Here is a 21,063-nt window from a genome sequence, read left to right as displayed (position 1 = left end):
ATGTACTGACCCAGCACCACCTGCCAGACCAGCCCTACGAGACGCCGAGAGGAGGCGAGACCAGTGACCAGCTTCATGACGAAAATGACCGATCGTCCGGTCGCCGCCGCCTGCTCCCTTGGTGTCTCACTCCGTGGCACCGGTCTGTCCAGCCGCCTGTCCGTCGAACTGCCCACCACCGTTCTCTCCATTCGGGAGCGCGGCGGCGAGCGACCGACGCAGGCGCCGGCGGTGGCAGTGATGGCTGAGGCCCAGGCCTATGCCTTTGCGGCGACCAATGGTGCCGGAACCCAGAAGCAGCAGCACCCGAAGTGGGCCTTCCGCGGGCTCGAACCCTGGAGTGATCCAGTCTGATCGACGATCAGGCCGGCGCCTTCAGGGCCGCGGAATCCCAGACCGGGATCCGCGGCCCTTCTGTTTTCCCCACCCCCCGACAAACAGATGAGGAACGAAGCGATCGTGCATCTCACCCCGCACGCACCGTCCGTACCCGCCCCCGTACACCCGCCCGCGTTCCGCGCCGCTCCGCCCGACCCTGACCCGGAGGTCCCCTTGCTGCCCCTCACCGAGCTCGACGACGAGATCGACCGCCTCGGCGTCCCCGTCCCCTGCCGGACCTTCGACCCGGAGGTCTTCTTCGCCGAGTCCCCGGCCGACGTCGAGTACGCCAAGTCGCTCTGCCAGACCTGCCCGGTCCGCGAGGCCTGCCTCGCCGGTGCGAAGGACCGCCGTGAGCCCTGGGGTGTCTGGGGTGGCGAGCTCTTCGTCCAGGGTGTCGTGGTGCCGCGCAAGCGTCCCCGTGGCCGTCCGCGCAAGAACGCTGTTGTGGCATGAAGCGTCCCGCCGTCGGAACGATCGACCGTCCCCTCACGCACGACCCCAAGAAGCAGGCCCCGATGAACCCGTCCGTCACCGAACGCCCCGCCCCGCCGTCCGACGCTCCCACTGAGCGCCAGAACAGGAACCTCGAAATGCAACTCATGCCAGAAGCCCTGGCTCGTGCCCATATGCAAGAGCGCCTCTACGAGGCCGAGCACGAACGGATGGCCCTCCGCGTGCTCAACGCCCGGCGCCTGCAGCGCCGTGCCGAACGCGCCTCGCTCCGCGCCCGCCGGGCGCTGGCGATGGCCGTGATGCAGTAGCGCTCACACATCGGCAACGACACACAACCGCGGGGCCGGTCGTTTTCGACCGCCCCCGCGATATCGTCACAAAGTGGACCAGAAGACTCAATTCGAACGGGTCGGGACTGCTCCCACGACGACGACATGCGCCCGGTGCGGGGCCGTCGCCGAGGGACTTCCCCTCACCTGGACCTGCTCCGTCGAGAACGGCAGTCGCGTGTACTTCTGCGACGACTGCGCCCGTACCAACATCCGCGGCATCGAGGGCCGGCTGGACTCCTCCTGGTGGTAGGGCCCGCCGGCCCCGCTGCGCCTAGGCTGAGGCGTCCTCGGTCTCGGGCAGCGGGGCCAGGTCCTCCCCGGAGAAGCCGGGCAGCCATGCGAGCAGCTCGTCCCGCAGCCTGACCGTGGCCGCCAGCTGGCACAGCACCCCGATGGTGCTGAGCGTCACCCGGTGGATGAGCAGGTACGAGGGCGGCAGGTTGAGCTGCTTGCCCAGCTGGTGCGCGGGCGAGCGCGGATCGGCGATCCGCGCCGCCTGCGCGCGCATCCAGCCGCGCGCGAAGGTGAACTCCTCCACCGCCGCGGGCTCGATGATCGGCCGCAGGTAGTCCAGCACGGCGTCGGGGTCGAGCTCGACCGTCGGCTTGACGAAGCCCTCCTGGCAGAGCATCGCGTGCACCGAGTCCGCGTCGTCGGCCAGCGCCAGGCGCAGCGCCGACCCTATGGGCAGCGGCAGGCCCTCGGGGAGGCGGTCCACCGTGCCGAAGTCCAGCACGCCCAGCCGCCAGCCCTGCGCGGGGCCGTCGTCGACCAGCAGCCGGAAGTTGCCCGGGTGCGGATCGGCGTGGAGCAGCCCGGTGCGGGCCGGACCGGCGAAGAGGAAGCGCGCCAGCAACTGGCCCGCGCGGTCGCGCATCTCCGCGGTGCCCCCCGAGATCACCTCGGCCAACGGCACCCCGTCCATCCACTCCGTGACCAGCACCTGGTCCGTGCGGTGCACCACGTCGGGCACCACCACGTCGGGGTCGTCGGCGAACTCGACCGCGTGGGCGTCCTGGGCCTGCGCCTCCAGCTCGTAGTCCAGCTCCTCCGCGACCCGGTCGCGCAGCTCCGAGATCAGCGGCTTGATGTCCATGCCGGGAATGAGCGGCCCGAACAGCCTCGCCACCCGGCCGAGTTGGTTGAGGTCCGACAGCAGGGCGTCCCCCGCGCCGGGGTACTGGACCTTCACCGCGACCTTGCGGCCGTCGTGCCACACCGCCCGGTGCACCTGCCCGATCGAGGCGGCCGCCGCCGGCCGGTCGTCGAACTCGGCGAAGAACCCGCGCCAGTCCTCGCCGAGGCGCTCGGCCAGCACGGCGTGCACGGTACGGGCGGGCATCGGCGGCGCCGCGTCCTGAAGCTTGGTGAGGGCGGCACGGTAGGGGCCCGCGACCTCCTCGGGCAGGGCCGCCTCGAAGACCGACAGGGCCTGGCCGAACTTCATGGCACCGCCCTTCAGCTCACCGAGGACCTTGAAGAGCTGTTCGGCCGTCCGCTCCTGCAGCTCGGTGGCGACCTCTTCCGCGGGGCGCCCGCCGAGCCGCTTGCCCAGCCCCAGCGTCGCCCGCCCGGCGAATCCCAGTGGGAGCGCCGCCAACTTGGCGGTACGGGTCACCGCTTTGCGCGGAAGATCAGACATGCGCCCCCTCTTTCCGATCGGTCACGTCGTCATTGTCCCCCGCCCCTCCCGGACCATGGCACCGGCGGTGTCACAAACCTCCTGCGTCGTCGGTCACCCCGGCATCCGCCGTGTGCGCACCGCACCCGCACCGGCGGTCCCCCGGCACCGGCCGCACCTCCGTCGTCAGCCGGGCGAGGCCCATCTCGACGCGTCCGCCGCAGCTCGGCGGCCGCCCCCCGTCGACGAAGGCCAGGGCGTGCGCCGCGGCCAGCCCCGCGACCGTGGTGGCCAGCGCGATGTCGCAGGCGGGGACCCCGCCCCGGCCGGACCGCAACTGCGCCAGCACCCTCGGCCAGGCCGCGTCGGCGTCGGCCATCCGCAGTCCCAGGCATCCCGCACACCCCGTGCTCCCCGGCACCACCAGGGGACCCACCACTCCCCGGCCTTCCAGCACCCCCGTGTAGAGGTGGGGGATCCCGGCGGCCATCAGCGGCTCGGCCTCCCGTGCGTCGGGGGCGTAGGCGGCCAGGCCGTCCCGCGGCGCGACCACCACCAGCGACAGTCCGGGCTCCGGCACGGCGGACGGCCCCCGGCGGCCCACCGCCGCCGCCCGCGGATCGGGCGCCGCCCTGCGCACCAGACCGCGCGCCGCCGCGTCCCGGCGCTCGCCGATGTGCTCGGCGGGGATGCCGCCCGGCGCGGTGTCCCAGGGCTCGACCCGGCCGCCGTCGCGCACGTCGACCCGGCCCACTCCCGCCGCGGAGAGGACCGCCGCGACCGTCGCGCCGACCCGGCCGGCCCCGGCCACCCGTACGCGGGCGGCCCGCCGCCGGCCCATCCGGTCCGCCGCGCCGCCCGGGTCGGAGTGCACCACGGACAGCGCCGCGAGGTCGGGGCGGAGCCGGTCCAGCGCGGCAGAGTGGTGCCGTATGGTCTCGGACAGCTCGGTGTGCGCCGTCGCGTCGTCGAGCACACCGCCCTCGGCCAGCAGCCCGAGCAGCCGCCGGGCCTGCGGGGGCCGCAGCCCCAGCGACTCGGCCTCGCGGGCGAGCGGGCCGAGCCCGCGCGTGCCGTCGAGCAGGTCGAGGAAGGCGGCGGCCGCGCCGTCCACCGGGTCCAGGACCACCGCGTGCGCCGGGTCGACGCCGAACTGCAGACTTTCCCGGCTGCGCCAACTGCGGCGCATCGCCGGCTTGAGCATGGGACGCATCGCCACCCCCGTGGGCTCAGTTCCCGATCGAGAGATCGTTCCGATTCCGTACCGGACCAGCATGCCCGGAATCCGCGGAGGGACCGCAAAAGTTATCCACAGGCGCTGCAAATGATCATTCGATATGACCGGCACCCGGCAACTTCCCGCCCTCCTTTTTCACCGGGCACCACCGGGGGCGGGACTTCCCGGACCCGGTACGGGTAACGTCGGGGCGTGTCCGCCGACCCCGCCCAGAGCCTTTCCGGCCAGCCCCCGCGCGCCTCCAGGACCAGCGCGGTGGAAGTGCGCCGAAGCGCCCGACGACGCCGGACGGTCTCGGCGTACCGCGAGGGCGACGTCACCGTGGTCCTCATCCCCGCCCGGATGTCCGCCGCCGAGGAGAAGCGCTGGGTGACGGTCATGCTCGACAAGCTCGCCGCCCAGGAGAGCCGCCGCCGGCTCGGCGACGACGAGCTGTCCGCCCGCGCGGCGCAGCTGTCCGCGCAATACCTCGGCGGCCGCGCGATACCGCGGACCGTGCGCTGGGTCACCAACCAGAACTCCCGCTGGGGCTCGTGCACACCGGCCGAGGGCAGCATCCGCCTGTCCCACCGGCTCCAGGGCATGCCCGAGTACGTCGTCGACTACGTCCTCCTCCACGAACTGGCCCACCTCCTGGTGCCCGGTCACGGGCCGGACTTCTGGAAGCTGCTGGAGTCCTACCCGCGCACCGAACGCGCGCGCGGCTACCTGGAGGGCGTCGTCGCCGCGGCCCGGTTGCCGCACCCGCCCACGGCACGCGAGGAATAGCGGGGGAATAGCCCCTGTCACGGCCAGCGGTTAGCCTGGCGCAACGCAACAAGTACGTTCGTACGGATGGGGGGACGGTCCTTAGCAATGGCCAGGGAATTCCAGCGCGGCCACAAGGCCAAGATCAGCGACCTGACCGCGGGGACGGATCTGTACATCGGCGTGCAGATCAGCGGACCCGGTCTCGGCTTCGACATCAGCTGCTTCGGGCTCGACGCCGGGGAACAGCTCTCCGACGACCGCTACTTCATCTTCTACAACCAGCCCAAGTCGCCCGAGGAGGCGATCCAGCAGCTGGGGACGCAGGCCGGGGACACCGAGTCCTTCCGGGTCACCCTGGACCGGATTCCCGCGCAGATCCAGAAGCTGAGCTTCACCGCGACGATCGACGGCGCCGGGCAGATGTCGCAGATCGCCCCGGGTTACGTCAGGATCGTCGCCGGGGGCGAGGAGGTCGCCCGCTACGCCTTCACCGGCGCCGAGTTCAGCACCGAGCGCGCGGTCATGCTCGCCGACTTCTACCTCAAGGACGTCTGGCGCTTCGCCGCCGTCGGCCAGGGCTTCGACGGCGGACTGGACGCCCTGCTCAAGAACTTCGGCGGCGAGGTCGCCGAGGAGCAGCAGGCCGCGCCCGAGCAGCCGGCCGCGGCACCGGGCTTCGCGCCGCCGGCGGGCCCCGCGCCCGGCTTCGCGCCGCCGGTGGCCACCGGGCCGCCCGCCCCGCCGCAGCCCGCACCGGCCTTCGGCGCTCCGCCCGCTCCGGCCCCGGCGCCCGTGCACGCCGCCCCCACCATGGTGGCGCCGATGACCACGCCGCCGCCCCAGGCCCCGCCGCAGGCACCCCCGGGCCAGCCGCCGTTCGGCCAGGTCCCGCCGCCGCAGGCGCCTCCGGGTCAGGTCCCGGGCCAGATGCCGGGTCAGCCGCCCTTCGGCCAGCCCGCGTACGGCCAGCCCGCGCCGGGCCCGGCGCCGTACGGCCAGCCCGTCCCCGGTCAGCCGATGCCCGGTCAGGGCATGCCGGGTCAGCCCGCGTTCGGTCAGCCCGCCTTCGGCCAGCCGCCGCAGGCCCCGCACGCCGGCCAGGTACCGCAGACCCCCGGCGCCGGACTGGCGGCCGCCATGCAGAAGTACCGCGAGCTGCCCACCGGCCAGCGCTGGACCCAGCAGAACCCGAAACTGATGCGCGCCGACCTCTCCCAGGCCGGCGGCCAGCCCGTACTCGCCCGCCAGGGCAGCATGGTGCTCTACCAGGGCAAGGTCGAATTCGGCTACAAGGGGGCCGGGTTCACCGGCCGCGTCGTCGGCAACATGACCGGCCAGGAGATGCAGCTGATGCGCTGCACCGGCCGCGGCCAGGTCTTCTTCGCCGAGGAAGCGGCCTACCTGCACCCCATCGAGCTCCAGGGCGACGCCATCTGCGTCTCCGCCGAGAACGTGCTCGCCTTCGACGAGTCCCTGCAGCACGAGGTCCGCCGTATCGAGGGCCACGGCATCCCCGGCGGCGCCCTGTTCACCATGCAGTTCCAGGGCACGGGCACGGTCGTGGTCAAGACCCACGGCACCCCGGTGGTGCTGCCGGTCACCCCGACCACCTACGCCGACAGCAACGCGATCGTCGCCTGGTCGGCGGCCTCGCAGGTGGTGCTCTCCAGCCAGGTGAGGCTGCGCCGGAACGCCTACCCGGGACACAGCGGGGAGACCGTGAACCTGCAGTTCCGGGGCGCCCCGGGCAACTTCATCATCGTCCAGCCGTACGAGGTCTGAGGGGGAGCCCGTCATGGACCAGTCAATGATCTCCGGGTACGCCCCGGCACCGGTCACCGCCCGCATGGAGAACCACGGCAGCAGCATGCTGAAGGTGGCCATGCAGAGCGGCCAGGACCTCTTCGCGCGCACCGGCTCGATGGTCGCCTACGAGGGCTTCGTCCAGTACGAGCCCAACCCGCCCGCCGTCCGCCAGATGGCCTCGCAGTGGCTCACCGGCGAGGGCGCACCGATCATGAAGTGCTCCGGCGACGGCCTGCTGTACCTCGCGGACTACGGCGCCGACGTCGTGTGCGTCTACCTCAACAACGAGGCCCTGTCGGTCAACGGCAGCAATCTGCTCGCCTTCGACGCCCACCTGCAGTGGGGCGTGGAGCGGGTGAAGGGGCTGGCCAAGTTCGCCGGCCAGGGTCTGTTCAACGTCGGGATCTCGGGTACCGGCTGGGTGGCCATCACCTCGCGCGGCACCCCGGTGGTGGTCGACTGCGGCCGCGGCGAGGACGAGACCTACGTCGACCCGGACGCGCTCGTGGCCTGGTCGAGCGGGCTGAAGACGAAGGCGAAGCGCAGCTTCAAGGCGTCCGCCCTCATCGGGCGCGGCAGCGGCGAGGCCTTCCAGATCGGCTTCTCCGGCCAGGGCTTCGTCGTCGTACAGCCCAGCGAGGACAGCACCGACCGCCTCCGAGTCCGGGGCTGAGGGGGAGCGAGAGACCATGCAGAGCCCGCTTTTCGGCTACACCGAGGTCCAGACCGAGGACCAGTACGCACTCCAGAACCCGTACCTGCTGCGGGTCAGGCTCGACGGCCGCACCGACTGCCTGGCCCGCAAGGGAGCCATGGTCGCGTACCAGGGCCTGATCGAGTTCGACGGCGAGTACCAGAGCCACGCCCAGCGCTCGGCCCGCCACCGCACCGGTGAGGGCCTGGACCTGATGCGCTGCTCCGGGCAGGGCACGGTCTACCTGGCCAACCTCGCCCAGCACGTCCACGTCGTCGACGTGGACCAGGAGGGCCTGACCGTGGACGGCGCCTATGTGCTGGCGCTCGACTCCGGGCTGCACTGGGAGGTCATCTCCGTCGACAGCCAGTTCGGCATCTCCGGCAGCGGCGCCTACAACCTCAACATCACGGGGCACGGCAAGGTCGCGCTGATGACCTCGGGCAAGCCGCTGCTGATGCCGGTCACCCCGGACAAGTACGTCTCCGCCGACTCCGACGCGGTCGTCGCCTGGTCGTCGTCGCTGCGGGTGCAGATGCAGGCCCAGACCAGCTCCTCCGGCGTCTGGCGGCGGCGCGGCAACACCGGTGAGGGCTGGGAGCTCAACTTCCTCGGCCAGGGCTACGTCCTGGTGCAGCCCAGCGAGCTGATGCCGCCGCAGAACGCCCAGCTCGGCGGGGGCGTCGCCGCGCAGTACGGCTTCGGCCAGCAGGGCGCGCACGGCATGAACCAAGGCAACATCTTCAGCAACCGCTGACCGCCCGCCGCGGGTCCCGCCCCGCGCGCCGCCTCAGAGCAGCGCGCGGGTGCGGGCCAGCAGCGTCCGGACGGAACCGTCCGCGACGTCGGCGACCTCGTCGTAGGAGTACCACTTCAGGTCCAGCGACTCCTCGCTGATCTCCTCCACCGCGCCGGGCGGGGCCACCGCCGCGTACTGCACGTCCAGGTGCCAGGCGCACGGCGTCAGGTGACGGTCGAGGTTGACCGGCTCGGGGCGCAGCAGGGCGAGCCCGCGGATGCCCGACTCCTCGACACCCTCGCGCAGCGCGGCAGCGGCCAGCGAGGTGTCTTCCGGCTCGCAGTGACCGCCCATCTGCAGCCACATCCCGAGCTTCTTGTGCAAGGTCAGCAGCACCCTTCCGCGCTCCGGGTCCACCACCAGCGCGCTGCCCGTGAGGTGTCCCTCGGCGCAGGCCTTCCACATGCCGTCCGGGTGCTCCTGCAGGTGGGCCAGATAGGTCTCCCGGAGCCGCTCCTGGCCCGTGTCGGGCGCGGACCAGTCCTTCAGGACGCGCACCGCGTCGTCGTGCAGACTCACTTCTCGTCTTCGCCCTTGCCCTCGTCGGTGCCGCCGCGTTCGTCCTCGTCCCGCCGGACGTCCTTCACATGACCGCCCGCGGCCTCGCCGAGCATCTTGTCGAGTTCGGAGAAGTCCAGCTGCTCGTGGTGGACGAAGCCGTCGGGGTCGTCCAGGTCCGCGGCAGTCGGCAGCATGTCCGGGTGGGCCCACAGCCCGTCGCGCCCGTCGACGCCGCGCGCGTCGGTGAGCGAGGCCCACAGCCGGGAGGCGTCCCGCAGCCGGCGGGGCCGCAGCTCCAGACCGATCAGCGTGGCGAAGGTCTGCTCCGCGGGGCCGCCGCTCGCCCGGCGGCGGCGCAGCGTCTCGCGCAGCGCCCCGGCCGACGGCAGGTGCGGCGCCGCGGCCGCGTGCACGACCGCGTCCACCCAGCCCTCGACGAGGGCGAGGGCCGTCTCCAGGCGGGCCAGCGCCGCCTTCTGCGCCGGGGTGTCCTCGGGCTGGAACATGCCCTGCTGCAGGGCGTCCTGGAGCGCCTCGGGGTTCGACGGGTCGAGGTGGCCGACCGCGTCCTCCAGCTTCGCGGTGTCCACCTTGATACCGCGGGCGTAACCCTCGACGGCGCCGAACAGGTGTGCCCGCAGCCACGGCACATGGGCGAACAGCCGCTGGTGCGCCGCCTCGCGCAGCGCCAGGTAGAGCCGGACCTCGTCCTGCGGCACGCTCAGGCCCCGGCCGAAGGCCTCGACGTTCGCGGGGAGCAGCGCGGCCTTGCCGGCCGGGCCGAGCGGCAGGCCGATGTCGGTCGAGCCCACGACCTCACCGGCGAGCGTGCCCAGCGCCTGCCCGATCTGGGTACCGAACATGGCGCCGCCCATGGAGCGCATCATGCCCAGCAGCGGGCCCGCCATGGCCTGCATCTCCTCGGGCAGCACGTCGCCCATCGCCGTGCCGACACGCTCGGCGACCGGGTCGACCAGCTCCTTCCACACCGGAAGGGTCGCCTCGACCCACTCGGCGCGGCTCCACGCCACGGCCGAGCCGGCGCCGGAGGGCATCGACGTCACCCCGTCGAGCCACAGGTCGGCCAGCCGCAGCGCCTCCTGGACCTTCGCCCGGTCCGCGGGGCCCACGCTGACGTCCTTCGAGCCATCGGGGGTGCCCTGGGCCACCGTCTGCCGGGCGATGTCCTTGGCCATGTCCCAGTTCACCGGGCCGCCCTCGTACGAGAGCATCTGGCCCAGCTGCTGGAAGGCCGCGCCCAGGTCGTTGGGGTTCAGCGAACCGAACATCGCGGCGAAGGGGTTGTCCCCGCCCGCGCCGCCGCCGAAGGGATTCGCGCCCCCGAAACCGAAGGGACCGGCCGGTCCCCGGGAGCCGTCGCCGGAACCGCCCGGCTTCTTGCCGTCGTCCCCTTCCTCGGGCTCCTCGGGAGGGACTCCGAATCCGAATGGGATGTCGCTCACGGTTTCCTCGGCTCTGTGTGTTGTGGGCTGTACCTCCAGCCTAGACACCCGTCAGGCAGGATGGCTGCGTACGGACCGCGGTTGCGGACCGCGCACCCGGTACCAGAGACAACCGTGGGAGACACCTGGTGAGTTCCCCAGAACCGACCGTTCGCCCAGAGCGGAGCGGCGGCCGGGCCCCCGCCGGACCCGTGGTCGCCGTCACCGGCGCCGCTTCCGGTGTCGGCCTGCTGCTGGCCCTGCGGCTGGCCGAATCCGACCAGGTCAAGAAGGTCGTGGCGATCGACGAGCGCCGCGGTGACGTTCCCGGCGCCCAGTGGGCGGTGCTCGACGTACGCGACCCGGCGATCGCCGAGCGGCTGCGCGGCGTGGACGTCGTCGTCCACCTCGCGCTCGACCTGGACCTGGAGTCCGACCCCAAGGCGCGGAGCGCCTTCAACGTGCGCGGCACCCAGACGGTGCTCACCGCGGCGGCTGCCGCGGGCGTGCGGCGCGTGGTGCTGTGCACCTCGGCCATGGTCTACGGCGCCCATGCGGACAACGACGTGCCGCTCGCGGAGGACGCGCCCCTGCGCGCGACCGCGGAGGCGTCCTTCGTGGGCGACCTGCTGGAGATCGAGCGGCTCGGCAAGCGCGCCCCCCGTGCCCATCCCGGCCTCAACGTGACGATCCTGCGCCCGGCCGTGCTGGTGGGCGGCACCGACACCGCGCTCACCCGCTACTTCGAGTCGCCGCGCCTGCTGGTGGTGGGCGGCAGCCGCCCCTGCTGGCAGTTCTGCCACGTCGAGGACCTGGTGACGGCGCTGGAGGACGCGGCGCTGGAGAAGGTCGACGGCGAGATGGCCGTGGGCTGCGACGGCTGGCTGGAGCAGGAGGAGGTCGAGGAGCTCTCGGGCATCCGGCGCATGGAGCTGCCGCCCGCGGTGGCGCTCGGCGCGGCCTCCCGGCTGCACCGGCTGGGGCTCACCCCCTCCCCGGCGGGCGACCTGGCGTACACGATGCATCCCTGGGTGGTCAGCGGCAGCAGGCTGCACGAGTCGGGCTGGCGGCCGAGGTGGACCAACGAGGAGGTGCTGGCCGTCCTGCTGGAGGAGGTCTCCGGCCGCAACTCCGTCGTCGGGCGGCGCCTGGGGCGCAAGGACGCGGCCACGCTCGGGGCGGCGGGCGCGACGGTCGCCCTGGTCGGCACGGCGGCGATGGTGCGGAGGGCGCGCAGACGCCGCGGTGTCTGAGCGTCGCCGCGCGAACTCGCTCCGGAAGGGGGTTTCCGCATGACGGGCGATGGGGCAGCATGAGCCGCATGGCACAGACGCACGACGAACCCCTCCGGCTCATCGCGATCCGGGACACCGAACTGTCCGTGGACGAGGTCTTCCGCGCGGTGGGGCACGACTCCGCCGGGGGCACCGCGCTGTTCGTCGGCACGGTCCGTGATCACGACGGCCCCTCGGGCGCCGAGGTGACCGGGCTCGGCTACTCGGCGCACCCCAGCGCGGAGGCGGAGCTGCGCCGGGTCGCGGAGAAGGTGGCCGCGGACTTCCCGGTCAGGGCACTGGCCGCCGTCCACCGTGTGGGCGAACTGCGGGTCGGCGACCTCGCGGTCGTCGTCGCGGTCTCCTGCCCGCACCGGGCCGAGGCCTTCGCCGCCTGCCGGAGGCTGATCGACGACCTCAAGCGCGAGGTCCCCGTCTGGAAGCACCAGGCCTTCGCCGACGGGACCGAGGAGTGGGTCGGAGCCTGCGCCCACTGACCACCGGGCGCGCGGTCCCCCACCGGCCTCTCCACTGGGTGGCCCACCTGCGGTTGCGTAACCTGCGACCCGCTCTGAACGTTGTAGCAGCAGAAGATTAGTCTGCTCATAGTTCTTGATCGGCATGCGCGTCCAGGAGGCCGAAGTGGCAGCGCTCGCATGGTTGCTCATCCCGCTGGTCGCCGCCATCGCCGCGGCCGTCTGGGGAAGCTGGGCGGCGCGTACGCGCTCCACCGGGGACGGTGCCTCGCTCGCCGACTACGAGCGCTTCCGCGAGGCGATGCAGCGCACCGGATCGGGCGGACCGGCCTGAGGGCCCACGGGGCGGCCGACGGTCACGTACCGTACTGTCGTTCCATGCCACGCCGCACCGCGACGCTGCTCGCATCGACTCTGACCCTGATAGCGCTGCTGTGCGTCGCGCTGCTGTGGCGCGTCCCGTACGCGGAGATGTCGCCGGGGCCCACGGTGAACACGCTCGGGTCGCACGGCGGGGATCCGGTGCTGCAGATCTCGGGGCACAAGACGTACCCGACCAGCGGTCACCTCAACATGACCACGGTGCGGGTGACGAGCGCGGACTACTCGATGAACCTGGTCGAGGCGGTCGTCGGCTGGCTGGCGCACGACCAGAAGGTCGTCGAGCACGACACGCTCTACCCCAAGGGACAGACGGCCGAGCAGGCCGACCAGGAGAACGCCGAGGAGTTCACGCAGTCCCAGGACAGCGCGAAGGTCGCGGCGCTCGACGAGCTCGGCATACCCGTCGGCTCCCGGGTGATCGTGGCCGCCGTGGTCAAGGGCGCCCCCGCCGAGGGCGAGCTGCACGCGGGCGACGTGGTCAAGGCCGTGGACGGCCGGCCGGTGAAGGTGGCGGGCGATGTCGCCGAGCTGGTCACCAAGCACAAGGCGGGGCAGAAGGTGGTCTTCACCGTCGTGCCCAAGGGCGCGAAGGGCGACGCCACCCGGGACGTGACCATCACCACGGCGAAGTCGGACGACGACGGCGCGGCCCGGGCGGTCGTGGGCATCCAGGCCGGGGTCGAGCACACCTTCCCGTTCAAGATCGACATCAAGCTGGCGGACGTCGGCGGCCCGAGCGCCGGCCTGATGTTCGCGCTGGGCATCGTCGACAAGCTCACCCCCGAGGACCTCACCGGCGGCAAGTTCGTCGCGGGCACCGGGACGATCGACGACCAGGGCAAGGTCGGCCCCATCGGCGGTATAGACATGAAGACCATCGGCGCGCGCCAGAAGGGCGCCGAGTACTTCCTCACCCCCGCGGACAACTGCGCGGAGGCGGCGGCCGACACCCCGAGCGGCCTCACCCTGGTCAAGGTGAAGACCATCGACGACGCCATGGACGCGCTCAAGGACATCCGCGAGGGCCGTACGTCGGCCCTGCCCTCCTGCACGAAGGGCTGAGCCGGGGCGCGTGCGCACGGTCCGACGGCCCCGGGGCAACGCGCCCCGGGGCCGTCGGCGTCAGTCCTCGAAGGTCGCCGCCAGGGCCTCGGCCAGCCCCGGCACCAGAGCGGAGCCGGTCAGCACCTCGGTGGGGGAGTCCTTCTCGCGCAGCCGTACGGCCGCCTCCCGGGACCCGTCCCGCAGCACGCCCACCGTCATGCGGACCTCCTGGCGGTCGGGGTGCCCGGCGACCCAGCGGGCCAGCGCGGCGTCGTCCAGCCCCTCCGGGATGGACTCCTCCGCGGACGGCGGCAGCATCAGCCGCTCCACGGTGAGCGCGCAGCCGCTGACGACGCCCGGCCAGGCGATGGTGGCGAGGAACTCGTCCAGCGCGGCACCCGCCGGAAGCTCGTCCTGCTCGATGGGGGTCAGCCCGGCCGCTGTCTGTTCGCCGAGGCCGAGTTCCTCGGCGAGCTTAGGTTCCTGTGTGCGCAGCGCCGCGGTGTCGACCAGGGCGAAGAGCCGGGCGGGCTGGTCCCAGCCCAGGCCGGACGCGTAGTCGTCGATCTCCAGGACGGCACGGGTGAGCGGGTTCGCGGCGAGCGGCGCACCCTCGGACGTGATGTTGGACATGCTCAATATCCTGCCTGTTCTGTGACCCGCATCCCCAATCGGGAGCCTTGGGGAACTGAGTAAACGCTGAGTAAGTTGCATCAGTGGGCGCCGGGACGGCGTCCGACGGAGACCGACACTTCGAGGTGCGCACCTTGGTATTCCAGATGCCGGACCGTGGCGGGGGTCCGCACGGGCCACGGATCAGAGTGGGCCGCCCGTCGCGGCGAGCCCGGACACTGCTGATGACCCTGGGCGTACTGGCCGTGCTGGCCATGGCGTTCGTCATGTTCGCGGGCTTCTGGACCGACTGGCTCTGGTACCGCTCCGTCGACTACTCCTCGGTCTTCACCACCACACTGTGGACCAAGATCGGCCTGTTCTTCGTCTTCGGCCTGCTGATGGCCGCGGCCGTCGGCGTCAACGTGTACCTGGCGCACCGGCTGCGGCCGCCGCTGAGCGCGATGTCGATGGAGCAGCAGAGCCTCGACCGCTACCGGATGGGCATCGCCCCCTACAAGAAGTGGGTGCTGCTCACCGTCTGCGCGCTCGTGGGGCTGATCGCGGGCGCGTCCGCCTCCAGCCAGTGGCGCACATGGCTGCTGTGGACGAACTCCACCCCGTTCGGCACCAAGGACCCGCAGTTCCACGTCGACATCTCGTTCTACGCCTTCGACCTGCCCTGGTTCCGCTTCCTGCTGAGCTTCGGCTTCGCGGCCGTCGTGCTGTCTCTGCTGGCGGCGGCGCTGGTGCACTACCTGTACGGGGGCCTGCGGATCACCTCCCCGGGCGGCCGGGCCACGGCGGCGGCGACCGGGCACCTGTCGGTGCTCCTGGGACTGTTCGTCACCCTGAAGGCGGTCGCGTACTGGCTGGACCGGTACTCCCTGGCGGTGAAGTCCGGCAACCTCAGGTCGGGCGACTGGACGGGTCTGCGGTACGTGGACGCCAACGCCTACCTGCCGGCCAAGACGATCCTGTTCGCCATCGCCATCATCTGCGCGCTGCTGTTCTTCGCCACCCTGTGGCGGCGCACCTGGTCGCTGCCGCTGATCGGCTTCGGCCTGATGGTGCTCTCGGCGATCCTGATCGGCGGCCTGTACCCGGCGATCGTGCAGAAGTTCCAGGTGCAGCCCAACGAGGCCGCCAAGGAGCAGCCGTACATCCAGAAGAACATCGACGCCACGCGTGAGGCGTACGGCATCGACCACGCCGATGTGACGGACTACACGGGCACGAGCGGCGACGCCAAGGAGAAGCTGCGCAGCGACGCCGACACGGCGGCGTCCATCCGCCTGCTCGACCCGAACGTGGTCTCGCCGACCTACCAGCAGCTGCAGAAGGTGCGCGGCTACTACGCCTTCCCGTCCACGCTCGACGTCGACCGCTACACGATCGACGGCAAGGAGCAGGACACCGTGGTGGGCCTGCGGGAGCTGAACCTGGAGGGCATCCCGCAGCACAGCTGGATCAACGACCACTTCAAGTACACGCACGGCTACGGCATGGTGGCGGCCAAGGGCACCACCACGACGGCCAGCGGCGAGCCGGACTTCACCGAGTACAACCTGCCGACCAAGGGCGACCTCGGGACGTACCAGCAGCGGATCTACTACGGCGAGCAGACCAAGCAGTGGTCCATCGTCGGGGACAAGTCCACCCCGGAGATCGACTACACCGACGACAACGGTGAGAAGCCGTACACGTACACCGCCAAGAGCGGTGTCGGCCTGAAGAACCCGGTGACCCGGCTCGCCTACGCGGTGTCGTTCGGCGAGCCGCAGATCTTCTACTCGGGCGCCGTCGGCGACGACTCGCAGATCCTGTACAACCGCATGCCCAAGGAGCGGGTCGAGGCGGTCGCGCCCTGGCTGACGATCGACGGCGACTCCTACCCGGCGGTCGTGGACGGCCGGATCGTGTGGATCGTCGACGCGTACACGACGAGCAACGGCTACCCGTACTCGTCGCGCACGACGCTGGGCGACACCACCGCGGACTCGCTGACCGACGGGCAGCGCGCCGTGCTGGCGCAGCAGAACCAGGTCAACTACATCCGCAACTCGGTGAAGGCGACCGTCGACGCGTACAGCGGCAAGGTCACGCTCTACCAGTGGGACACGAAGGACCCGGTGCTGAAGACCTGGATGAAGGCCTTCCCGGACACCGTCCAGCCCAAGACGGCGATCGGCGACGCGCTGATGGCGCATCTGCGCTACCCGCAGGACCTGTTCAAGGTGCAGCGGGAGCTGCTGACGCGCTACCACGTCACCAAGGCGTCGACCTTCTACAGCGGCAGCGAGGTGTGGGCGGTGCCCAACGACCCTGCCGCCAGGACCGGGAAGTCGGTGCCGCCGTACTACCTGAGCCTGAAGATGCCCGGCCAGAACGACCAGGCGTTCTCGCTCACCACGACGTTCACGCCGAACAAGCGCGAGAACCTCAGCGCCTTCATGGCCGTCGACGCGGACGCGAAGAGTCCGGAGTACGGCGCGATCAGGGTGCTGAAGCTGCCGTCGAACACCACGGTGTCCGGCCCGCAGCAGGTGCAGAGCCAGTTCAACTCCGACCCCAATGTGGCGGAGAAGATCAGGCTGCTCAAGGGCGGCGACTCGGAGGTCGAGTACGGCAACCTGCTGACCGTGCCCCTCGACGGCGGGCTGCTCTACGTGGAGCCGGTCTACGTCCGCGGCGCGGGCACCAATTACCCGCTGCTGAAGAAGGTGCTGGTGAGCTACGGCGGCCAGACCGAGTTCGAGGACACGCTCGGGCAGGCGCTCGACGCCGTCTTCGGTTCGGACGGCGGCGAGCCCGTGACGCCACCGGAGACCGGTGGCGGCGGGGGCACCGAGCCGCCGGCCGCGGGCAACCCGACGGTCGCCCAGGCCCTGGAGGACGCCCAGCAGGCGTACGACGCGGGTCAGAAGGCCCTCAAGGACGGCGACTGGGGCGCGTACGGCCAGGCGCAGAAGGATCTCGCCGACGCGCTGAAGCGCGCGAAGGACGCCGAGCAGCAGGCGGAGAAGACGGGCTGAAGAGACCCATCCCGCGTCGTGGTACTGTTGGTGCACCGACGCGGGGTGGAGCAGCTCGGTAGCTCGCTGGGCTCATAACCCAGAGGTCGCAGGTTCAAATCCTGTCCCCGCTACTGTTGGAGAGGGCCCGGAGTCAATAGACTCCGGGCCCTTTCACTTGTTGGGGGGAACTCCTTCCGCAGAGGTTTCGGCTGGCATCCTGTCGGGAAGTCGACAAAACGCTGTAGTGACCTACGAAGTGACCGACTGGGACCGGCAGAACCTGCAGGTTTGCCGCATACCAGGTGTACTGCGGGTACGGGTGATGCGACGATGGACCTCATGGGGGATGGTGCAAGGCTGCTGAACACTCGTCAGATCCGGGATACCGGGTCCGCGGGGCGGACGACCGTGCCCGCGGCCGGGGCCGCACTCGTGCCTGCCGTCGCCGACCTGCTGCCCGGCCCGCGGGTGGGCGGCCTCGACGATGAGCGCCTCATCGAGTCCGAACTCCCCGACGAGGAGACCCTGGAGGCCCGCGAGGAGGCCGAACTCGAGGCGCGCCACCGGCGGGCCGCCGAGCACGGCGACATCGGGGCCATGAGCGTGCTGGGCACCATGCTGCTGCGCCGCGGCGACCTGGAGGGCGCCGAGCCCCATCTGCGCGGCGCCGCCGCCGGAGGGGACCGTCCCGCCGCCAACAACCTGGGCCTGCTGCTGCACCAGCGCGGTTACGCCGAAGAGGCCGCCGCATGGTGGCGGATCGCCGCGGTCGCCGGTTCCGCCGCGGCCGCGCACGCGCTCGGTCGGCACTTCCGCGAGCGCGGCGACGAACCCGGGGCGGAGTACTGGCTGCGCCAGGCCGCCGAGTCCGGGCACACCCTGGGCGCGTACGCGCTGGCCGACCTCCTGGACCACCGGCGCGACGTCGGCGCCGAGCGCTGGTTCCACGCCGCCGCCGAGCACGGCCACCGCGAGGCCGCCTACCGGCTCGCCCGCATCTGCGCCGAGCGCGGCGAGGAGCGCGAGGCCGAGCAGTGGTACCGGCAGGCCGCCGCCCGCCGGCACCGCAGGGCCGCCCTGCGTCTCGGCACGCTCCTGGAGGAGCGCGGCGAGTTCGAGGAGGCCAAGCGCTGGTACCTGACCGCCGCCCGCGACGGGGAGCCGCGCGCCGCCTGCGCGCTCGGCTTCCTGCTGCGCGACGCCGGCGACGTCGACGGCGCCGCCACCTGGTGGCGGCGCGCCGCCAACGCGGGCGACGGCAACGCGGCCAACGCCCTGGGCGCACTCCACGCCCGGGAGGGCGAGACCCAGACCGCCGAGCGCTGGTACCGGGCGGCACTGGATGCGGGGGACGTCAACGGCGCCTTCAACCTCGGGCTGCTCTGCGCCGGCCAGGGCCGCACCACCCAGGCCGAGCAGTGGTACCGCAAGGCCGCCTACACCGGGCACCGCGAGGCCGCGAACGCGCTCGCCGTGCTGCTGCTGCAGCGCGGCGACGCCGCGGGTGCCGAGCCGTGGTTCTCCAAGGCCGCCGAGGCGGGCAGCGTGGACGCCGCCTTCAACCTCGGCATCCTGTACGCCGGACGGGGCGACGACGCCACCGCGCGGCGCTGGTACGAGCGCGCCGCGGCCAGCGGGCACGGCGAGGCCGCGCTCCAGGTGGCCATCGCCCTGCAGAAGGAGGGCGACGCGCACGGCGCCGAGCGCCACCTGCGCTGCGCCGCGGGCGGCGGCAGCCCGGAGGGCGCGTTCCGGCTGGGGGCGCTGCTGGACGCCCAGGACACGCAGGAGGCCGCCGCCGAGGCCGAGGAGTGGTACGCCCGCGCCGCCGGCCAGGGGCACCGCCGCGCCCAGGTGCGGCTCGGCATGTGCGCCGCCAAGCGCGGGGACGTCGTCGACGCCGCCCACTGGTACCGCGAGGCCGCCGAGGGCGGCAGCCGCAACGGGGCCTTCAACCTCGGGCTGCTCCTCGCCCGCGAGGGCGCGGAGCCGGAGGCGGCCCTGTGGTGGACCCGTGCCGCCGACGCGGGGCACGGACGCGCCGCGCTGCGGCTGGCACTGCTGGCCGCGCGGCACGGACAGCTCGCGGACGCCAAGGCGTGGTGCGCCCGCGCCATCGAGTGCGGCCCCGCCGAGGTGGCCGAGCGGGCGGCCCGGCTGACCGACGCCCTGGAGCACGAGCTCTCCGCGTGAGAAGCGATTTGCGCTGCTCAGCCCGGGGAGGTTAATCTAAGGGCACAACGACGCGGGGTGGAGCAGCTCGGTAGCTCGCTGGGCTCATAACCCAGAGGTCGCAGGTTCAAATCCTGTCCCCGCTACTGAAGAGAAGGGCCCGGAAGCCATGGCTTCCGGGCCCTTCTCGTATGCGTTCGGTACAGCCAAGGCATGGTTCGGGCAAAAGGGTGCGGACGGTCCTGGGCCGGCCGGCGCCGGCGCGCGATCCTGAGGGCGGGCCCTCAGGCGGCGCGAGGAGGCGGGGTTGCTTCGCAGGCGGCGTAAGCGGCGGCCGACGGAACTCAGGGATGTGACGCGGTGGGGTCGCCTGTGCGCGGCCGCGGACGTGGAGGGGCTGCTCCGTGAGCTGCGGGGCGCCGCCGGGGACGAGGACGCCGCCTACGACCGCGCGGCGGCGCTGAAGGCGCTGGCCGCGGCGCCGCCCCGGTTGTGGCTGCTGCTGGACCGTGCCGCGCGGGCGCAGGAGGGCGCACCCCCGGCGCCCGGCGACAGCGAGCCGCTGCGGTTGCTGCTGGCCGCGATGGACCGGGACGGGCGGACCCGGCAGGCCGCCGTGGAGGAGCTCGCGGTGCACAGCGGCCCGCTGGTGGCGTCGGCCCTGGCGCTGCGCACGGCGGACTGGGTGGACCAGGTCCGTGACCCGGCGCTGGAGGCGCTGCTGCGCCGTACCGCCCCGGACGAGGCCGCCGCGGCCGTACGGCTGCTGCTGAGGCTGCGCGGACGGAGCCGGGCCGTGCACACCCCGGAGGCGTACCGCGGGGTGCTGGCGGCCCCCGAGGCCCGGCGTGCGGTGCGTGCGCTGGCGGCCGACGCGGACCCGCTGACCCGGCGGTTCGGGGTCGAGCTGGCCCTGCAGCTGGGTGAGTTCGTACGCGGCGACCTGGTGCGCACGGCGCTGCGCGACCCGGACCAGGTCTGCCGCAGGCTGTGCGCCGAGCGGCTGCTGCAGATGGACCCGGACCAGGCGGGGCGGCTGCTGTGGGCCCGCTCGGCGGCCGTGCGGGAGCTGGCGGTCGCGGCGCTGCCGGACGACGTGCCCGCGGCCCGGCTGACGGCGCCGCTGGCCGATCCGGCGCGGATCGTCCGCGCCCAGGCCCGCTGGCGGCTGTACAGCAGGGGCGAGCCCCCGGCGCTGGCGTACCGCAGACAGCTGCTGCGCTGCGGCCCGCAGAGTCCGCCGCGGCTGGTGGCCGGGCTGGTGACGGGGCTGGGGGAGTGCGGGGACGCCTCGGACGGACCGCTGCTGCTGCGGGTGGCGCGTGAAGTGCGCGCCCCGTGGCCGCCGGTGGTGCGCCGGGCCGCGGTGCGCGCGGCGGGCCGGCTCGTACCGCGGGAGGGGCTGCTGCGGCAGTTGGCGCCGCTGGCCGTGGACCCGGACCCCGGGGTGGCCAGGGAGGCCTTCGAGGCGCTCTCCAAGGTGGCGGGGCAGGTGCCGGTGGAGACGGTGTGGGTGGGGCGCACCCGGCCGGAGCCGGGGGTGCGCAAGGCCGCGGAACGCGTGCGGCGGGCGGCCCAGCGTCAGGCGCAGGCGGGGCACAGGCCCCGGTAGGTGACCTCCGCCTGGGAGACGGTGAAGCCGAAGCGCTCCGCGTCGGGCAGGTCCGCCAGCGGATCGCCGTGCGGGTGGACGTCCCGGACGGTGCCGCAGCCGGAGCACACCAGGTGCTGGTGCGGCCGGTGGGCGTTGGGGTCGTAGCGCTTGGCGCGGCCGTCGGTGGCGACCTCTATGACCTCGCCGAGCGAGACCAGTTCACCCAGGGTGTTGTAGACGGTCGCGCGGGAGATCTCGGGCAGCCGGGCCGCCGCCCGGGCGTGCACCTCGTCGGCGGTCAGGTGGACGTGGTCGCCGTCCAGGACCTCGGCCACGACGCGCCGCTGCGCGGTCATGCGCCACCCGCGGCCGCGCAGTCGTTCCAGCAGGTCACTCATTCCATTTCACCTATCAGTGGGATGCGAACAGCTTAACAGTGACAGTCCGTGTTCCGACCGGGTATGAGTTTGGGAC

21 protein-coding genes and 2 tRNA genes are annotated in these 21,063 nt (G+C 72.5%); 17 read left to right on the top strand and 6 right to left on the bottom strand.

Annotation, left to right across the window (positions count from 1 at the left end):
* Positions 1-75 precede the first annotated feature (75 nt).
* The 4 genes from CHF15_RS13880 (at position 76) to CHF15_RS13865 (ending at position 1,416) form a co-directional block, all read left to right on the top strand.
* Positions 76-354: a hypothetical protein gene (locus CHF15_RS13880; protein ID WP_089224436.1), complete on the top strand. Its 279-nt coding sequence runs from the start codon at positions 76-78 to the stop codon at positions 352-354.
* Positions 355-459: 105 nt separating this feature from the next.
* The gene (locus CHF15_RS13875) at positions 460-834 is read left to right on the top strand and encodes a WhiB family transcriptional regulator (protein ID WP_089224073.1); all 375 of its coding nucleotides are present in this window, start codon (positions 460-462) and stop codon (positions 832-834) included.
* Positions 831-1,142, top strand: coding sequence for a hypothetical protein (locus CHF15_RS13870; RefSeq protein WP_089224072.1), 312 nt, complete (start codon positions 831-833; stop codon positions 1,140-1,142). The genes CHF15_RS13875 and CHF15_RS13870 overlap by 4 nt, the downstream gene beginning before the upstream one ends.
* 73 nt (positions 1,143-1,215) lie before the next feature.
* Positions 1,216-1,416, top strand: coding sequence for a hypothetical protein (locus tag CHF15_RS13865; RefSeq protein ID WP_089224071.1), 201 nt, complete (start codon positions 1,216-1,218; stop codon positions 1,414-1,416).
* A 21-nt stretch (positions 1,417-1,437) separates the two neighbouring features.
* Here CHF15_RS13865 and CHF15_RS13860 read toward each other — a convergent pair whose 3' ends face one another.
* Entirely contained in the window at positions 1,438-2,808 is a 1,371-nt protein-coding gene (locus CHF15_RS13860; RefSeq protein ID WP_089224070.1) for an ABC1 kinase family protein, read from the bottom strand.
* Positions 2,809-2,878: 70 nt separating this feature from the next.
* On the bottom strand, positions 2,879-4,000 hold the full coding sequence (locus CHF15_RS13855; protein WP_245938819.1) for a TOMM precursor leader peptide-binding protein: 1,122 nt from the start codon (positions 3,998-4,000) through the stop codon (positions 2,879-2,881).
* 216 nt (positions 4,001-4,216) lie between these two features.
* Here CHF15_RS13855 and CHF15_RS13850 point away from each other — a divergent pair, with 216 nt between their 5' ends.
* From CHF15_RS13850 to CHF15_RS13835, 4 genes are all read left to right on the top strand, one after another.
* A complete protein-coding gene (locus CHF15_RS13850; protein WP_089224068.1) occupies positions 4,217-4,792 on the top strand; it encodes a M48 metallopeptidase family protein in 576 nt (191 codons plus the stop codon).
* An 87-nt stretch (positions 4,793-4,879) separates the two neighbouring features.
* Positions 4,880-6,556, top strand: coding sequence for a TerD family protein (locus CHF15_RS13845; RefSeq protein WP_089224067.1), 1,677 nt, complete (start codon positions 4,880-4,882; stop codon positions 6,554-6,556).
* A 13-nt stretch (positions 6,557-6,569) separates the two neighbouring features.
* Positions 6,570-7,253: an AIM24 family protein gene (locus CHF15_RS13840; protein ID WP_089224066.1), complete on the top strand. Its 684-nt coding sequence runs from the start codon at positions 6,570-6,572 to the stop codon at positions 7,251-7,253.
* A gap of 16 nt (positions 7,254-7,269) precedes the next feature.
* Positions 7,270-8,031: an AIM24 family protein gene (locus CHF15_RS13835; RefSeq protein WP_018561535.1), complete on the top strand. Its 762-nt coding sequence runs from the start codon at positions 7,270-7,272 to the stop codon at positions 8,029-8,031.
* A 33-nt stretch (positions 8,032-8,064) separates the two neighbouring features.
* On the opposite strand, the gene CHF15_RS13830 is transcribed toward CHF15_RS13835, so the two are convergent.
* Both CHF15_RS13830 and CHF15_RS13825 read right to left on the bottom strand, forming a co-directional pair.
* Entirely contained in the window at positions 8,065-8,592 is a 528-nt protein-coding gene (locus tag CHF15_RS13830; RefSeq protein ID WP_089224065.1) for an NUDIX hydrolase, read from the bottom strand.
* Complete coding sequence (locus tag CHF15_RS13825) at positions 8,589-10,037, bottom strand: zinc-dependent metalloprotease (protein WP_089224064.1); 1,449 nt, start codon at positions 10,035-10,037, stop codon at positions 8,589-8,591. The genes CHF15_RS13830 and CHF15_RS13825 overlap by 4 nt, the downstream gene beginning before the upstream one ends.
* A 128-nt stretch (positions 10,038-10,165) precedes the next feature.
* Here CHF15_RS13825 and CHF15_RS13820 point away from each other — a divergent pair, with 128 nt between their 5' ends.
* From CHF15_RS13820 to CHF15_RS13805, 4 genes are all read left to right on the top strand, one after another.
* Positions 10,166-11,269 carry an SDR family oxidoreductase gene (locus CHF15_RS13820; RefSeq protein WP_089224063.1) on the top strand — a complete coding sequence of 368 codons (1,104 nt, stop codon included), beginning with the start codon at positions 10,166-10,168 and terminating at the stop codon, positions 11,267-11,269.
* 59 nt (positions 11,270-11,328) lie between these two features.
* The gene (locus CHF15_RS13815) at positions 11,329-11,787 is read left to right on the top strand and encodes a molybdenum cofactor biosynthesis protein MoaE (RefSeq protein WP_089224062.1); all 459 of its coding nucleotides are present in this window, start codon (positions 11,329-11,331) and stop codon (positions 11,785-11,787) included.
* Positions 11,788-11,932: 145 nt separating this feature from the next.
* Complete coding sequence (locus CHF15_RS44850) at positions 11,933-12,100, top strand: hypothetical protein (RefSeq protein ID WP_179279782.1); 168 nt, start codon at positions 11,933-11,935, stop codon at positions 12,098-12,100.
* A gap of 44 nt (positions 12,101-12,144) precedes the next feature.
* A complete protein-coding gene (locus CHF15_RS13805) occupies positions 12,145-13,212 on the top strand; it encodes a YlbL family protein (RefSeq protein WP_089224060.1) in 1,068 nt (355 codons plus the stop codon).
* 60 nt (positions 13,213-13,272) lie between these two features.
* Here the strand turns inward: CHF15_RS13805 and CHF15_RS13800 are convergent, their stop codons facing one another.
* Complete coding sequence (locus CHF15_RS13800; protein WP_089224059.1) at positions 13,273-13,827, bottom strand: PPA1309 family protein; 555 nt, start codon at positions 13,825-13,827, stop codon at positions 13,273-13,275.
* 146 nt (positions 13,828-13,973) lie between these two features.
* Here CHF15_RS13800 and CHF15_RS13795 point away from each other — a divergent pair, with 146 nt between their 5' ends.
* From CHF15_RS13795 to CHF15_RS13775, 5 genes are all read left to right on the top strand, one after another.
* Complete coding sequence (locus CHF15_RS13795; protein WP_245938846.1) at positions 13,974-16,841, top strand: UPF0182 family membrane protein; 2,868 nt, start codon at positions 13,974-13,976, stop codon at positions 16,839-16,841.
* 39 nt (positions 16,842-16,880) lie between these two features.
* Positions 16,881-16,954, top strand: a tRNA-Met gene (locus CHF15_RS13790).
* 199 nt (positions 16,955-17,153) lie between these two features.
* On the top strand, positions 17,154-19,016 hold the full coding sequence (locus CHF15_RS13785) for a tetratricopeptide repeat protein (RefSeq protein WP_410169638.1): 1,863 nt from the start codon (positions 17,154-17,156) through the stop codon (positions 19,014-19,016).
* Positions 19,017-19,067: 51 nt separating this feature from the next.
* Positions 19,068-19,141, top strand: a tRNA-Met gene (locus CHF15_RS13780).
* 206 nt (positions 19,142-19,347) lie between these two features.
* Positions 19,348-20,607: a hypothetical protein gene (locus CHF15_RS13775; protein WP_089224058.1), complete on the top strand. Its 1,260-nt coding sequence runs from the start codon at positions 19,348-19,350 to the stop codon at positions 20,605-20,607.
* Here the strand turns inward: CHF15_RS13775 and CHF15_RS13770 are convergent.
* Positions 20,577-20,987, bottom strand: a complete 411-nt coding sequence (locus CHF15_RS13770; RefSeq protein WP_089224057.1) for a Fur family transcriptional regulator — start codon at positions 20,985-20,987, stop codon at positions 20,577-20,579. The genes CHF15_RS13775 and CHF15_RS13770 overlap by 31 nt on opposite strands.
* Positions 20,988-21,063: the final 76 nt, after the last annotated feature.

It is taken from the genome of Actinacidiphila glaucinigra, from assembly GCF_900188405.1.
Taxonomy (GTDB): Bacteria; Actinomycetota; Actinomycetes; order Streptomycetales; family Streptomycetaceae; genus Actinacidiphila; species Actinacidiphila glaucinigra.
This window is presented reverse-complemented; position numbering and strand designations above follow the sequence as displayed.

Coding starts and splice junctions, on each gene's coding strand:
- CHF15_RS13815 (WP_089224062.1), top strand. CDS start 11,329: ATGAGCCGCATGGCACAGACGCACGACGAACCCCTCCGGCTCATCGCG.
- CHF15_RS13855 (WP_245938819.1), bottom strand. CDS start 4,000: ATGCGTCCCATGCTCAAGCCGGCGATGCGCCGCAGTTGGCGCAGCCGG.
- CHF15_RS13870 (WP_089224072.1), top strand. CDS start 831: ATGAAGCGTCCCGCCGTCGGAACGATCGACCGTCCCCTCACGCACGAC.
- CHF15_RS13860 (WP_089224070.1), bottom strand. CDS start 2,808: ATGTCTGATCTTCCGCGCAAAGCGGTGACCCGTACCGCCAAGTTGGCG.
- CHF15_RS13770 (WP_089224057.1), bottom strand. CDS start 20,987: ATGAGTGACCTGCTGGAACGACTGCGCGGCCGCGGGTGGCGCATGACC.
- CHF15_RS13835 (WP_018561535.1), top strand. CDS start 7,270: ATGCAGAGCCCGCTTTTCGGCTACACCGAGGTCCAGACCGAGGACCAG.
- CHF15_RS13805 (WP_089224060.1), top strand. CDS start 12,145: ATGCCACGCCGCACCGCGACGCTGCTCGCATCGACTCTGACCCTGATA.
- CHF15_RS13785 (WP_410169638.1), top strand. CDS start 17,154: ATGGACCTCATGGGGGATGGTGCAAGGCTGCTGAACACTCGTCAGATC.
- CHF15_RS13840 (WP_089224066.1), top strand. CDS start 6,570: ATGGACCAGTCAATGATCTCCGGGTACGCCCCGGCACCGGTCACCGCC.
- CHF15_RS13880 (WP_089224436.1), top strand. CDS start 76: ATGACGAAAATGACCGATCGTCCGGTCGCCGCCGCCTGCTCCCTTGGT.
- CHF15_RS13800 (WP_089224059.1), bottom strand. CDS start 13,827: ATGTCCAACATCACGTCCGAGGGTGCGCCGCTCGCCGCGAACCCGCTC.
- CHF15_RS13845 (WP_089224067.1), top strand. CDS start 4,880: ATGGCCAGGGAATTCCAGCGCGGCCACAAGGCCAAGATCAGCGACCTG.
- CHF15_RS13795 (WP_245938846.1), top strand. CDS start 13,974: ATGCCGGACCGTGGCGGGGGTCCGCACGGGCCACGGATCAGAGTGGGC.